The sequence below is a fragment of the Rhodococcus sp. 21391 genome, assembly GCF_016772255.1.
In the GTDB taxonomy this organism is placed as follows: domain Bacteria; phylum Actinomycetota; class Actinomycetes; order Mycobacteriales; family Mycobacteriaceae; genus Rhodococcus_F; species Rhodococcus_F opacus.
This window is the reverse complement of the sequence record NZ_CP063781.1, coordinates 3804536-3817523: the sequence shown is the minus strand read 5'-3', so window position 1 is coordinate 3817523 and position 12988 is coordinate 3804536. Positions and strand designations below refer to the sequence as shown.

Sequence of the window (12988 nt, the reverse complement as noted above, 5' to 3'; positions counted from 1 at the left end):
TGCAGGCACTTCCCGCTAGGTGAAAACGGAGATTCTCGAGAATTGCTCAGGGTCGCGCCGGGGCGACCACATCCAGCGCCTCGGGCACCGACACGAACTCGACGACATTGCGCAGTCCGATGTAGTCGCCGTCCATCTGCAGTCCGATGGGCTCCGACGCGGAGATCCGCACGGACGGCACGTCGTCGACCCGGACCAGCTTCTTCGCCTTCGGACGGGTTCCGGGAGTCAGCAGCTGGCGGGCCACCCGCAGCGTGGTGAGGATCGCGGTGGACCGCATCGCGAAGACACCGAGGCCCGTGTCGTAGGTGGTGTCGGGATTCGTGTGCACTTCCCGCTTGTTCAGATACGTCCAGGGACTCGCGTTCGACACGAATGCGTAGTGGACACCCTCGACCGGGTCGTGATCGGGAACCTCGACGGTGAGCGTCGGCTCCGCATATTTCGACCGGAAGAACACGCGCACCGCCGCGCGGACATATTGCGCCGGTGTGGCCGGGCGCCCGTTCTTGCGGTGCATGTCGACCGCCTCACATACCTGGGCGTCCCAGCCGAGGCCGGCGTTGAACGTGAACCAGCGGTTGTCGCAGTGCGCGAGCCCGATCCTGCGCCGCTGCCTGCGGGCGAGCAGATCGATGAGCTGGTTGGTGGCGTCCACCGGGTCCGGCGCGATGCCGAGCGAGCGGGCGAACACGTTCGCCGACCCGCCGGGGACGACGGCGATCGGGGGAATCGGCCCCACCGTCACCGCGCTCATCGACTTCGGTACCGGGGTGCCGAGCAGTCCGTTGACCACCTCGTTCACGGTGCCGTCGCCGCCGTGGACGATGATCAGACCCATCCCGTCCACGCAGGCCTGCTGCGCCAGTTCGGCGGCGTGGCCGCGGTGTGCCGTGTGCGCGACCGTCAACCGCACCCGGCTCGACAGTGCATGGGCGAGGAGATCACGCCCGGCCGGGGTCGTCGATGTGGCATTGGGGTTGACGATCAGCAGCGCGCGCACGGGGCCCAAGCCTAGCGGGGGCGGCACGTGTCACCGTCCGAGGCCGCCGGCGACGGGGTGTTCTAGGCTGGCCGACGTGCCGAAGCCGTCTCTCAGCAAGTCCACGCCCACCACGGTCCGCGCGGCGGGCGCCCTGGTGTCGCTCGAGGGCGCGGTGGCGGTCGGCGTCGCCGTGGTGCTGGTGATCCGGGGACTCCTCGGGCACGACCAGAGCGTCAGCAGTGGATACGGCACCGCGGCCTGGTTCGCGATTCTCGGCGGCGCGGTGTTCGCCGCCGGGCTCGCCCTGATCTTCGGCCGGCGCTGGGGGCGGGCGATCGCGATCGTCGCCCAACTCCTCCTGCTACCGGTGGCGTGGTCGCTGCTCACCGATTCGCACCAGCCGTTCTTCGGTGTGCTGCTCGGAGTCGTGGTCGTGGCGGCCCTCGGGTGCCTGTTCAGCAGTCCCACGTCGAAGTGGATGGCTGCCGAGTACGGCCAGGAGGCCGACGCCGACAACCCGTCGGACCGCTAACTCACCTCGGACGCGAGGCGGGCGAGCGGATCCCCGGTGAGCCGGTACGTGGTCCATTCGTCCTGCGGGTGCGCGTCCAGCGACTCGTAGAACGCGATCGACGGCTTGTTCCAGTTGACCACCGACCACGACAGTCGCGTGTAGCCGTTGTCGACGCACTCCTTCGCGAGTGTGGCGAGCAGGGCCTTGCCGTGCCCGGAACCGCGCTCCGACGGGCTGACGAACAGGTCCTCGAGGTAGATGCCGTGCGTTCCGTCCCAGGTGGAGAAATTCCGGAACCACACCGCGATCCCGACGACCCGGTCGTCGTCGTTCGCCGCGACGTGGGCGAAGGTCGACGGCTGCGGACCGAACAGGGCGTCGTCGATCTGGTCGGCGGTGACGGTGCACTCGTCACGGGCCCGCTGGTGTTCGGCGAGTTCGTAGATCATCGCGGTGATCGCGGTGACGTCCTCGGGTACTGCGCGTCTGATCATCGGGCACCTTCCTCGCTCGTGACGTTGTGGCTGACCACCTGTTGTGCCCCGTGCTCGAAGCCGAGGACGGAGTACGCACCCGGCGACATCGCGAACCGGCGTCCCTCGCTGATCGGAAGCTCCGCCCAGCGGGCGATGAGCGCGCGCGAGAAGTGTCCGTGCCCGACGAGGATCACGTCACGGTCCACGAGTTGCGAATGCGCGACGGACAGGACGAGGTCGCACCGGGTGTGCACCTGCTCGGCCTGCTCACCGCGAGGGCACGGGTGCGTCCACACGGTCCAGTCCGGCACCTGCTGCCTGATCTCGGGGGTCGTCATGCCCTCGTAGATCCCGTAATCCCATTCGGCGAGCGCGTCCCAGGTGCGCTGAATCTTCAATCCCGCCAGCTCCGCCGTCTCCCGGGCGCGTTGCCGCGGACTGACGATGACGAGGGGGTCGCGCAGTTCGAGGGCGTCCATCGCCGGACCTATCCGCCGCGCCTGGGCTTCACCCAGTTCGGTGAGGTGGACGTCGGTTCGACCGGTGTGTTTACCCCAACGGGCCCATTCCGTTTCGCCGTGTCGGAGGAGGACGATCCGACGGCCGCGCGGCGAATCACTGGGTGGCATCCATCCATCATGGCAGTCAATCTGCGTGTATGGCTCGCCTCCGGGGACGAAGTAGGTAAGGATCGAGCCGTGACAACGGTTCTTGCAGTGGCAAATCAGAAGGGTGGGGTCGCGAAGACCACCACGGTCGCTTCTCTCGGCGCAGCCCTCGTGGGGCTGGGCCAGAAGGTTCTGGTGGTGGATCTCGACCCGCAGGGATGCCTGACGTTCTCCCTCGGGCACAACCCGGACCGCCTGGACGCCTCCGTCCACGAGGTGCTGACAGGTGATCTGGCGGCGCAGGAGGCCGTGATCGACACCGAGGACGGTGTCGCCCTCCTGCCTGCGACGATCGACCTCGCGGGTGCGGAAGCGTTGCTGCTCATGCGTCCCGGTCGCGAGTTCGCCCTCAAGCGCGCTCTGGCGCCGCTGCTGGACGACTACGACACGATCATCATCGACTGCCCGCCGTCTCTCGGTGTGCTCACGCTCAACGGGCTCACGGCGGCGCAGTCGGTACTGGTACCGCTGCAGTGTGAGACGCTCGCCCACCGCGGTGTGGGGCAATTGCTGCGGACGGTCACCGAGGTACAGCAGATCACCAACCCCGACCTGGTGCTGCTCGGAGCACTGCCGACGCTGTACGACGCACGCACGACGCACAGCCGGGACGTGCTCTCCGACGTGTCCGACCGCTACAACCTGCCGGTTCTCGCTCCGCCGATCCCGCGGACGGTGCGATTCGCGGAGGCCACGGCGTCGGGTGCCACCGTGCTGGCGGGGCGCAAGAACAAGGGTGCCCAGGCGTACCGGGACCTGGCCGAGAACCTCGCCAAGCACTGGGCGGGATCCGAGCTCGCTACGTTTTCGCCTGGAAGTGCCGAGTAAGTTCTTCCGGCGTCGGATTCCACGCGGCGGGCCAATCCTGTTGGCGTAACTGGGCGTCCGTGCCCCCGTCGGCGAAGACGACGCTGCCGCAGAACAGTGTCGAGCCCGGTCCGAGCAGGAACTCGACGAGCGCGGCGATCTCGTCCGGACGTCCGCGCCTGCCCAGCGGCACCGGATAGAAGTCCAGCGCCTTCGCCAGTTCGGGGTCGAGGTCGTCGCCGCTGGTCATCGGCGTGTCGATCATGCCCGGCGCGATCGCGTTGAGTCGTATGCCGTTGCCGATCCACTCCGGCCGTACCGCTTCACGCCGAATCCACCAGGCCAGCGCGAGCTTGGACGCCGGGTACGCCGGGATGGCGGTCACGTCGTCGCCGATGCGCACCGCCTCCGCCTCGTCGCCGTCGAGGCACGCGGTCACCAGATTCTCGGGAATTCCCGGCTGCGTGGTGGTGCTGCTCGACGAGATCACCACCACCGAGGCTCCGCCAGCGCGCTCGAGGGCGGGCTTCAGCGCCGTCACGAGTTCCACGGCCCCGAAGTAGTTGACGGCGACGAGTTTGCCGCCCGGGACGTGCGACAGCGACCCGAGCCCGGCGCAGCAGACGAGACCGTCCACGACGCCGCCGCTCGCCTCGGACACGGCGTCGGCCGCCGCGGCCCGTCCGCCGGGGGTCGACAGGTCGGCGGTCACGTCGGTGTGCGCGAGGTCGACTCCGATGACGGTATGACCGGCGGATTCGAGTGTGCGGCGGCTCGCCGCCCCGATGCCCGAGGCGGCGCCGGTGATCACGTAGGTTGCCATGCCGTGAATTAGAACACGTTACAGATCGCGGTGGTGCGGACTTCGGCCCCCGATTCAGCGGAGCCGGAATCCGCGTCGGCATAGTGGGCGCGCAGGCCCGTGACCCCGGGCGCCCGGTCCTCGTGCAGCACGAACCGAGCGTCGTAGTCGCCGCCGTTCTGTGTGCGGAAAGGCAACGGCGCGTCGGTGAACAGGCCGGACAGGCGATCGATCAGCCGCGCCGCGACGCCGGGGTAGTGCTCGGCGGGCAACCGGTCCGCACTGTCGATCAGAACCGGGGGCACCACCGACATCCCCGTGTACCAGAAGATTCCGTGGTGGATCGGGAACAGGAGTTCGTCCATCTGTCCGTTGATCCCGCGCGGGCCCGCACTGTCGGCGCTGCCGCCGAAACTGACGACCGTCATCGCCCGCTTGCCGGCCAGGGTGCCGTCGCCGTACCGCCGGGTCGAGCCGTCCCCGCTGCGCAGTCCGTAGCCGTAACCCTCGACGAAGACCCGGTCGAACCAGCCCTTGAGGATCGCGGGCATGCCGTACCACCACAGCGGGAACTGCACGATCACCGCGTCGGCCCACGCGAGCTTGCGCTGCTCGGCGCGGATGTCGGGGGCCAGGGTGCCCTCGGTCAGGGCCCGGCCCGACCGCGCGCCGACGAGGAGGCGGTGGTGGGGGTCGTGTCCGAAATCGCCAGCCGTCACCACCGGGTTCCATCGCATCTCGTACAGGTCCGATGTCCGGACGTCGTGGCCGGCACCGCGCAGGGCCGCGAGGGCGTCGCCGCGGAGAGCCGCGTTCAGGGACTTCGGCTCGGGATGTGCCGATACCCACAGGATCTTCATGGTTCACCTTCCGCTCGGTCGTCCTGACCCTCCGATCATGGACGCGGGGCTGCGGTCGCGACAGTGGCCGATGAGACGATATGTGAAATAATCGGGCCATGTCCGAATCGAGAGGCGGGCGCCGTCATCGCGTGGTCGTGTTCGTGCGCGACGGTCTGCTCCCGATCGAGTTCGGGATCGTCCACCGACTGTTCGGTGAGGCGCGGTCGCGGGACGGCGAGCCGCTGTACGAGGTCCTCACGTGCGCCCTCACCCCCGGCGAGGTCCGGACCGACACCGACGTGACGCTCTCGGTCGAGCACGGTCCGGCGCTGCTCGGCACGGCCGACACCGTCGTGATCCCGGCATCCGATCAGGACTACGACCCTCCGGAGGGCGGACGCCTGCCCCGTCGCCTCGCGGACGCCCTCGCGCACATTCGCCCGGACACGCGGGTGGCATCGATCTGCACGGGCTCGTTCGTCCTCGCGGCGGCCGGCCTGCTCGGGAAACGGCGTGCCACGACGCACTGGAAGTCGGCGGACGCGTTCCGGCGGCTGTACCCCCACGTGCACCTGGACCCCGGCGTGCTCTACACACACGACGGCAGCGTGCTCACCGCCGCCGGCGTCGCATCCGGAATCGATCTGTGCCTGTACATGATTCGTCTCGACCACGGTGCGTCGGTGGCCAACGAGGTGGCACGGGGAACGGTCGTGCCCCCTCATCGCAGCGGCGGTCAGGCGCAGTTCATCACCGAGCCCGTCCCGGAGGCCGACGGTGCGTCCACGGCGCGAGCGCGGGCCCGGGCGCTGTCGCATCTCGATCAACCGCTGTCGCTGCGGGAGCTGGCCGCGTGGGAGTCGATGAGCGTGCGCACGTTCACCCGGCGATTCCGGGCCGAGACCGGGATGTCGCCGACTCAGTGGATTCTCGAACAGCGGATCATCCGTGCCCGCGAACTGCTGGAGAACACCGACCTGCCGGTGGACGGCGTGGCCGCGGCTGCGGGATTCGGCACCGCGACGTCGCTGCGACAGCACCTCTCGCGCACGGTCGGCGTCTCGCCGTCCGCGTACCGCGCAACTTTCCGTTGACGGCATGCTCATTCGTCCAAGTGCGGGGGAGTGCACGGCGCTAACGTCGGGGCCATGACAGTCTCGGATACGCCTCGAAGCAACACCCTGACGATGCGGGCGCAGCCGCTCCTCGCCGTCGACGACGTCGAACGCGCAGGCGAGTGGTACCGGAAGGTCCTGGACGCGCGCAGCGGCCACGGCGGACGGGACTACGAGCAACTCCTCGTCGACGGGCACATGATCCTGCAACTGCACCGGCTCGACGAGGGCCACCACCACGGCACCCTCGGCGACCCTGCGCTCCCGCGGGGAAACGGGGTGGCGATCTGGTTCGAGACCCCCGACTTCGACGGCACCGTCGCGCGGGCGCGGGAGGCAGGTGCCGACGTGGTCACGGACGTGCACGTCAATCCCAATGCGGGACATCGCGAGATCTGGATCCGCGACCTCGACGGCTATCTGGTGGTGTTCGCCGAACCCGCGTGAGGGGCGACCTCAGCGCAGCGCCACGACATCATCTCCGCGCTGTTCGAGCACGACGTCGCCGGCCACCGTCGTGATGATCGGCCCCGCCGCGGCGTCACGCGTCACCGGGATCGTGCGAAGCAACGCGCCGGTCGACAGGTCGAGCACGGCGATGCCGGATTCCACCGGGACCAGCAGGTTTCCGGCCATCACAGCTCCCGGGCCGAGAGCGCCGGGGAAGATCCAGCGCGGTGCGAGATCGGATGCGCCGAGCGACACCACGTCCGTACCGGTCCACCAGGTGACCACCGAACTGCTCGTCGACGTGACGGGATCCGGTCCGACTCGCTGGGAGAGCGCGTATTCGGACACGGCGTTGCCGGTGCCGTCGAACAGGCCGATCCGCGGTCCGTACGACGTGCCCGCGGGGAGGTAGACGGCCGTGGTCTCGCCCGACACCCCGAGGATGCGCGCACCCTCGACACCGGCATCCACCCCCGCCAGGACGCTCGACCCGTACTCCTCGGGCTCCTGATTGTCCTTCGGCGACGGGTTCATGACCGTCAGACGATCGGCCACCTCGCCGGGGCAGCGCTCGAGAACGGACAGCCTGCTGCTGCTCGAACCGACGTCGATCAGCGTGCATCCGGCGCGTGGCTGCTTCTTGGGATTCACGGGCGCGTCCACCCGTCCGTATTCGACGGTGCGGACGAGGTCGGAGCGCCACAATTCCAGCCTGCGGTCGCCGAGGGACGCCACATACGTTCCGTCGGCCTTCAGCGTCACCTCGGAATCGGCGTCGCTGCTCCGCTGGGCCAGGCGCTCGCCGGTACCCCCGTCGAGTTCGGTGACCTGGGAGCAACCGCGGTCGTCGCGGTAGACGGCCACGACCTTCTCCCACGACGCCGTCACACCGCACAGGTCGAGATCACGCTCGTACCGCCACAGCTCGGTACCCGAGATCCGGTCCCGTCCCACGACGTCCCCGCCGTCCGCGGTGACGACCGCACCACCGACGACGAGGGGTGCGGTGGTGGCGGAACTGGCGGAATCCCAGATCGGGTTCAGCGTCTCCGGAACCGTCAGGGCTGTGACGAGCGCAGGCGGCGGTTCGGCGGCGGTGACCGAGGTGGTGCCCCGGGCATCGCTGCGGAACCACACCACGGTGAGGGCGACCACGACCGCAACGGCGATTCCGGCAGCGACGACGAGATCGGCGCGCGAGCGCCGCTCAGGTGCCAGCACGGTGGCTGTTTACTCCGCGTTCGTCGCGGCGGCGCCGACCTTCGTGGTCCGGCGGCGACGACGCCGGCGGGGCTTGGAGGCACCCTCGCCGTCGGTGTCCCCGCTCGAAGCGGCGGATTCGGGTGCCGTCGGCTCCGGCGACACGGACTTGGGTCCCACGGAGTCCGCGGGGCGGCCACCACGGGTGCGGCGGCGGGTGCGGGTGCGGGCCGGACGCTCCGTGCGCTCGGCCTTCTCGCCCCGCTCGGAATCGGTGTTCTCGCTCTGCTCCGTGCCCGTCTTCTCGCTCGGCTCGGATGCGACCTTCTCCACCCGGGGGCGCTTGATCGTGCCGGTCGCGCCGGCAGGGATCGACAGCTCCTCGAACAGGTGCGGGGAGCTGGAGTACGTCTCCGCGGGATCGGGGATGCCGAGGCCGAGAGCCTTGTCGATGAGCTGCCAGCGGGGGATGTCGTCCCAGTCCACCAGCGTCACGGCGATGCCCGTGCGGCCCGCCCGGCCGGTGCGGCCGATCCGGTGGACGTACGTCTTCTCGTCCTCCGGGCACTGGTAGTTGATCACGTGGGTGACGTCGTCGATGTCGATACCGCGGGCCGCGACGTCCGTTGCGACCAGCACGTCGATCTTGCCCGTGCGGAACGCCTTCAGCGCCTTCTCGCGAGCGACCTGATTGAGGTCGCCGTGGACCGAGCCGACGGAGAAACCGCGCTCGGCGAGATCGTCGGCGACCTTCTGGGCGGTGCGCTTGGTGCGGGTGAAGATCATCGTCGCACCGCGGCCGTCGGCCTGCAGCACGCGGGCCACCATCTCCGCCTTGTCGAGCGCGTGCGCCCGGTAGATGTGCTGGCTGGTCCGGTCGTGCACCGCCGAGTCGTCGGCCTGCTCGGCGCGGATGTGCGTCGGCTGGGTGAGGAACGTGCGGGCGAGCGTGATGATCGGACCCGGCATGGTCGCCGAGAACAGCATCGTCTGGCGCTTGTCCGGCACCATTCCGAGGATGCGCTCGATGTCGGGCAGGAAGCCCAGGTCGAGCATCTCGTCGGCCTCGTCGAGGACGAGGACCTCGACCTTGCCCAGGATCAGATGACCCTGGTTGGCGAGGTCGAGCAGACGGCCCGGGGTGCCCACGACGACGTCGGCGCCCTTCTGGAGCGTCGCGATCTGCGTCTCGTAGGGGCGGCCACCGTAGATGGCGAGGACCTCGAGCTTGTTCTTCTCGCCCTTCAGGTACTTCGCGGCGCCCTCGAGGTCCTTCGTGACCTGAATGCACAGCTCGCGGGTGGGGACGATGACCAGCGCGCGGGGGGTGCCGTCGAGTGCGGCCGTCCCGGTGGTGCCACTGGAGATGCGGTGGAGCAGCGGGACGCCGAAACCGAACGTCTTGCCCATGCCCGTGCGGGCCTGACCGATCAGGTCGTCGCCGGCGAGGGCGAGGGGGAGCGTCAGCTCCTGGATCGCGAACGTGCGCTCGATGCCGATCTCGTCGAGAGCGCGGACGATCTCGTCACGAACTCCGAGCTCGGCGAAGGTAGGGGCGACGTGCGTGGAGTCGAGTTGCGCCGACAGCGTGGTCTCGGTTGCGTCGTCTTCATGGTCGACGGTGATCTTGCTCAGGGGACTGGCCTTCCTCGTAGCTGCACGCACGCACGAGGTAAGGGCCAGGCCGCTGGTCGGCCCGATTTCCCAGTCGACGCTCGTCGATGTCCTCTTCCGAGTCGATCCTGCCTCTGCCTCAGCGCAGAAATCGAAGATTTCGGCGAGGCGCGGCTGGGACCGTCGATCAGGTGCGCGCACATTATCGGTGGGAACCGCTGATCGGATCGTGATCGATCATCACTCAAACCGCGTTCTCCGTGGAGGCGAACGTGGTGACGAGCGGTTGCCCATGATCATTGTAGCCGGAGAACGCCCCAGAACCGGTTACGCATGGCAAACATCACTGGCCGACACACTAGGCTGTGGCGCCATGGAGCCCAACACGCCTGCATCCTCTGATTCCACCATTCCCCCTGATCATCCCGGCGTCAGTGAACTCTTCGCGGTCCTCGCGTACGGCGAGATCTCCGCGTTCTACCGGCTGTCCGAGGACGCGCAGATGGCGCGGACCCTGCAGGGCAAAGTGGCGCTCGCCAGCATGGCGGCCGCCGAGATGGGCCACTTCGAGATGCTCGAGAAGGCGCTGACCGCGCGTGGGTTCGACATCTTCGAGGCGATGGATCCGTTCGTCCGCGCCCTGGACAACTACCACGCGTCCACCACCCCGTCGACGTGGCTCGAGGCACTGGTGAAGGCGTACGTCGGTGACGGGATCGCCGCCGACTTCTACCGCGAGATCGGGCACTCGCTGCCCGCCGAGGTCTCGCGGACGGTCGAGGAGGTGCTCTCGCAGACCGGCCACTCGGAATTCGTCGTCCACGAGGTGCAGCAGGCGATCAAGGCCAGCAACCGCGACAAGGACCGCCTCATGCTGTGGGGCAGGCGACTGCTCGGCGAGGCCATCACCCAGGCACAGTTCGTCCTGGCGCAGCGGGAGGCGCTGACCGAACTCGTCATCTCCGCGTCCGGCGACCTCAACGGCGTCGTCGCACTCTTCGATCGCATGCAAGAGATGCACGCCGAACGCATGGCCGTGCTCGGGCTCGTGTGAGGTGTGACGGCATGTTCGCTCAGGGCACAGCCCGCAGACGCGCACCGGCGGCGGCCGCTGCATTAGCCTTGCCAGGACAGCTGATGTTTCTCGGAGAGTTCGGAGGTTGACCGTGGAGGTCAAGATCGGTGTAATCGACAGCCCGCGTGAGCTCATCGTCAGCAGCGAGCAGACCCCGGACGAGGTCGAGACATTGGTCTCGGACGCCCTCACCGGTGGCGACGGGATCCTGTCTCTGCAGGACGACAAGGGACGCAAGTACCTCGTGCAGTCCAGCAAGATCGCCTACGTGGAGATCGGCCCGTCCGATATCCGCAAGGTCGGATTCGCGCCGACCAAGTGAACACACGAGAAAGGGCCCGCAGTCGACTCGACTGCGGGCCCTTTCTCGTGCACGGTGCTAGCGCTGTTCGGGATGCAGCGGCACGCGGGACAGACCGCCCCACGCGAGCGTGACCGTCGTGTCGACCGCTTCTTCCTTCGGGATCGGGCGCGCCGCCTCGAGCCAGTACCGCGCGGTGAACTGGCTGGCGCCGACCAGGCCGACAGCGAGGATGCGGGCGCGGTAGGGGTCGAGACCGGAGTCGTGGCTGACGAGGTCGAACACGGCGTCCACGCACGCCTCGGTGGCCTGCTCGACGCGGCTCTGCACCTGCGGTTCACCCATGAGGTCCGACTCGAACACGAGCCGGAATCCCTGCGAGTCGTTGTCGACGAAGTCGAAGAACGCCTGCACCGCGGCGCGGACACGCTGCTTGTTGTCCGTGGTCGAGCGCAGTGCCTGCCGGACGCCGGAGATCAGGCTGTCGACATAGCTCTGCAGCACCGCCACGTACAGCTCCAGCTTGCCGGGGAAGTGCTGGTAGAGGACGGGCTTGCTCACACCGGCGCACTCGGCGATCTCGTCCATACCGGCAGCGTGGTATCCGCGTGTGACGAAGACCTCGCTGGCTGCGGCGAGTAGCTGCAGTCGCCGGGCGTCACGGGGGAGTCGCGTGCTGCGACGGGCCCCGGTGCCCTTTCCGGGGGTGGCATCGCGATCGGAGTTCGTCCGATCCGCGAGTTCAGTCATAGCGCTTCCAATCTGCACAAGTATTCCGCGTCACATTCTGTGTAACTGTGTGAACGATACCCGCGCGTAGCGAACCGTTCATGGTGGACTCGCTGGACTCGCCCGGTCAAGCATATTGCCTGACCGGTAACTGGGACCAGGTAGGGGGCGGGGGCGCCAGGTGATCCGGGTAGCCACGACGTTGCGGATCGCATCCGCGTGACACGCCGAATGACCTGCGGACGGTGCGCTGGGACGAGGCGGTGCCGGACTGTGAGATTCTGGGCTGCGTGACTGACCGAGGAGGACCGAGTGTTCGCGGCCGGGCTCCCCAGAGCTCCGAGGACGGGGAGCGACGATCGCGCAGCATCGACCAGCGTGACGTCCGTCCCCGCGCTTCGCAGTCGGCACCGAAGGCGCAGTCGCATCAACCGCTCCGCGCGCAATGGGACCCGACCAGCCGCGACGTCGGCAGGCCCCGGAACCCGCGCCCCGAGCGGCAGGCGAGGAAGCAGAGTCGCATCGGCCGGTTCGTCTCCACCTACGGTTGGCGGGCCTACGCGATCCCGATCCTACTGGTGGTCACGGTTCTCGTCGTGGTCGACGCGGTCCGGGACACCGGCGGTGGCAGCGAGACGACGGCCGAGACCGACACCCCCGGATTCGGCACCCTGTCCCGGGACACCGACGGTTCGAGCGTCATCGGGATCCCGCCGGAGGCCGACGGTAACTTCGCCGCCGAACTTCCCGCGGGCGCGCTGCCCGAGGGAGGTCCGTTCACGGCGGCCGGCGCTGGCACCTGGCACGTGGTTCCCGGAAGCGGGACCAAGGTCGGGCAGGGCACCGAACGCGAATTCACGTACAGCGTCGAGATCGAGGACGGGGTCGACACGTCCGGATTCGGCGGCGACGAGTCGTTCGGCCGGATGGTCGACCAGACGCTGTCGAATCCGAAGAGCTGGACGAAGGACCCGCGGTTCGCGTTCCGCCGCGTCGACCAGGGCGACCCCGACTTCCGGGTGTCGCTGACGTCGCAGATGACCATCCGCGAGGCGTGCGGCTACGACATCCAGCTGGAGGTGTCCTGCTACAACCCCGGCATCGATCGCGTCGTCCTCAACGAGCCGCGCTGGGTGCGCGGCGCCATCGCGTTCCAGGGCGACATCGGGTCGTACCGGCAGTACCAGATCAATCACGAGGTCGGGCACGCCATCGGCTACCAGGACCACCAGCCGTGCGAGACCGAAGGCGGCCTCGCGCCGGTGATGATGCAGCAGACGTTCGGGACGGCCAACAACGACATCGCGCAACTCGACCCCGAGGGAATCGTCCCGATGAACGGTCTGACCTGCCATTTCAATCCGTGGCCGTTCCCGAGGGCGTGAGCCGGGCCCGCCCCGCGCGACTGCC

General features: G+C 68.5%; 15 protein-coding genes. 7 read left to right on the top strand and 8 right to left on the bottom strand.

The window, feature by feature from the left end; genetic code table 11:
* Positions 1 to 46 precede the first annotated feature (46 nt).
* Positions 47 to 1003, bottom strand: coding sequence for a diacylglycerol/lipid kinase family protein (locus GO592_RS17865; RefSeq protein WP_005259726.1), 957 nt, complete (start codon positions 1001 to 1003; stop codon positions 47 to 49).
* A 76-nt stretch (positions 1004 to 1079) separates the two neighbouring features.
* Between GO592_RS17865 and GO592_RS17860 the strand changes: the two genes are divergently transcribed.
* Entirely contained in the window at positions 1080 to 1517 is a 438-nt protein-coding gene (locus GO592_RS17860) for a hypothetical protein (RefSeq protein ID WP_005259725.1), read from the top strand.
* Here the strand turns inward: GO592_RS17860 and GO592_RS17855 are convergent.
* Together GO592_RS17855 and GO592_RS17850 are read right to left on the bottom strand one after the other, a co-directional pair.
* The gene (locus tag GO592_RS17855) at positions 1514 to 1993 is read right to left on the bottom strand and encodes a GNAT family N-acetyltransferase (protein ID WP_172650479.1); all 480 of its coding nucleotides are present in this window, start codon (positions 1991 to 1993) and stop codon (positions 1514 to 1516) included. The two genes, GO592_RS17860 and GO592_RS17855, sit on opposite strands and share 4 nt — an antisense overlap.
* On the bottom strand, positions 1990 to 2604 hold the full coding sequence (locus tag GO592_RS17850) for an acid phosphatase (RefSeq protein ID WP_005562524.1): 615 nt from the start codon (positions 2602 to 2604) through the stop codon (positions 1990 to 1992). Before GO592_RS17850 ends, GO592_RS17855 begins: the two co-directional genes overlap by 4 nt.
* A gap of 69 nt (positions 2605 to 2673) precedes the next feature.
* Here GO592_RS17850 and GO592_RS17845 point away from each other — a divergent pair, with 69 nt between their 5' ends.
* Complete coding sequence (locus GO592_RS17845) at positions 2674 to 3471, top strand: ParA family protein (RefSeq protein ID WP_005562521.1); 798 nt, start codon at positions 2674 to 2676, stop codon at positions 3469 to 3471.
* Here GO592_RS17845 and GO592_RS17840 read toward each other — a convergent pair.
* Entirely contained in the window at positions 3443 to 4273 is an 831-nt protein-coding gene (locus GO592_RS17840) for an SDR family oxidoreductase (RefSeq protein WP_005259719.1), read from the bottom strand. The genes GO592_RS17845 and GO592_RS17840 overlap by 29 nt on opposite strands.
* Before the next feature lie 8 nt (positions 4274 to 4281).
* Positions 4282 to 5112: an NAD(P)H-dependent oxidoreductase gene (locus GO592_RS17835; protein WP_202714894.1), complete on the bottom strand. Its 831-nt coding sequence runs from the start codon at positions 5110 to 5112 to the stop codon at positions 4282 to 4284.
* 98 nt (positions 5113 to 5210) lie between these two features.
* Here GO592_RS17835 and GO592_RS17830 point away from each other — a divergent pair, with 98 nt between their 5' ends.
* Positions 5211 to 6188: a GlxA family transcriptional regulator gene (locus GO592_RS17830; RefSeq protein WP_202714893.1), complete on the top strand. Its 978-nt coding sequence runs from the start codon at positions 5211 to 5213 to the stop codon at positions 6186 to 6188.
* A 54-nt stretch (positions 6189 to 6242) separates the two neighbouring features.
* Positions 6243 to 6656, top strand: a complete 414-nt coding sequence (locus GO592_RS17825; protein ID WP_202714892.1) for a VOC family protein — start codon at positions 6243 to 6245, stop codon at positions 6654 to 6656.
* A 9-nt stretch (positions 6657 to 6665) separates the two neighbouring features.
* Here GO592_RS17825 and GO592_RS17820 read toward each other — a convergent pair whose 3' ends face one another.
* Entirely contained in the window at positions 6666 to 7880 is a 1215-nt protein-coding gene (locus GO592_RS17820) for an Rv3212 family protein (RefSeq protein WP_172650483.1), read from the bottom strand.
* Between the two features lie 9 nt (positions 7881 to 7889).
* Positions 7890 to 9524, bottom strand: a complete 1635-nt coding sequence (locus GO592_RS17815; RefSeq protein WP_005259710.1) for a DEAD/DEAH box helicase — start codon at positions 9522 to 9524, stop codon at positions 7890 to 7892.
* A 322-nt stretch (positions 9525 to 9846) separates the two neighbouring features.
* On the opposite strand from GO592_RS17815, the gene GO592_RS17810 reads away from it, so the two are divergent.
* Complete coding sequence (locus GO592_RS17810; protein WP_172650484.1) at positions 9847 to 10527, top strand: ferritin-like fold-containing protein; 681 nt, start codon at positions 9847 to 9849, stop codon at positions 10525 to 10527.
* A gap of 112 nt (positions 10528 to 10639) precedes the next feature.
* The gene (locus GO592_RS17805) at positions 10640 to 10870 is read left to right on the top strand and encodes a DUF3107 domain-containing protein (protein WP_005259708.1); all 231 of its coding nucleotides are present in this window, start codon (positions 10640 to 10642) and stop codon (positions 10868 to 10870) included.
* Between the two features lie 57 nt (positions 10871 to 10927).
* Here GO592_RS17805 and GO592_RS17800 read toward each other — a convergent pair whose 3' ends face one another.
* Complete coding sequence (locus GO592_RS17800) at positions 10928 to 11599, bottom strand: TetR/AcrR family transcriptional regulator (RefSeq protein ID WP_005259707.1); 672 nt, start codon at positions 11597 to 11599, stop codon at positions 10928 to 10930.
* Positions 11600 to 11823: 224 nt separating this feature from the next.
* Here GO592_RS17800 and GO592_RS17795 point away from each other — a divergent pair, with 224 nt between their 5' ends.
* Positions 11824 to 12963 (top strand): DUF3152 domain-containing protein, encoded by a 1140-nt coding sequence (locus GO592_RS17795; RefSeq protein WP_202714891.1) that lies wholly within the window; start codon positions 11824 to 11826, stop codon positions 12961 to 12963.
* Positions 12964 to 12988: the final 25 nt, after the last annotated feature.

Coding starts and splice junctions, on each gene's coding strand:
- GO592_RS17855 (WP_172650479.1), bottom strand. CDS start 1,993: ATGATCAGACGCGCAGTACCCGAGGACGTCACCGCGATCACCGCGATG.
- GO592_RS17810 (WP_172650484.1), top strand. CDS start 9,847: ATGGAGCCCAACACGCCTGCATCCTCTGATTCCACCATTCCCCCTGAT.
- GO592_RS17835 (WP_202714894.1), bottom strand. CDS start 5,112: ATGAAGATCCTGTGGGTATCGGCACATCCCGAGCCGAAGTCCCTGAAC.
- GO592_RS17825 (WP_202714892.1), top strand. CDS start 6,243: ATGACAGTCTCGGATACGCCTCGAAGCAACACCCTGACGATGCGGGCG.
- GO592_RS17800 (WP_005259707.1), bottom strand. CDS start 11,599: ATGACTGAACTCGCGGATCGGACGAACTCCGATCGCGATGCCACCCCC.
- GO592_RS17850 (WP_005562524.1), bottom strand. CDS start 2,604: ATGCCACCCAGTGATTCGCCGCGCGGCCGTCGGATCGTCCTCCTCCGA.
- GO592_RS17840 (WP_005259719.1), bottom strand. CDS start 4,273: ATGGCAACCTACGTGATCACCGGCGCCGCCTCGGGCATCGGGGCGGCG.
- GO592_RS17830 (WP_202714893.1), top strand. CDS start 5,211: ATGTCCGAATCGAGAGGCGGGCGCCGTCATCGCGTGGTCGTGTTCGTG.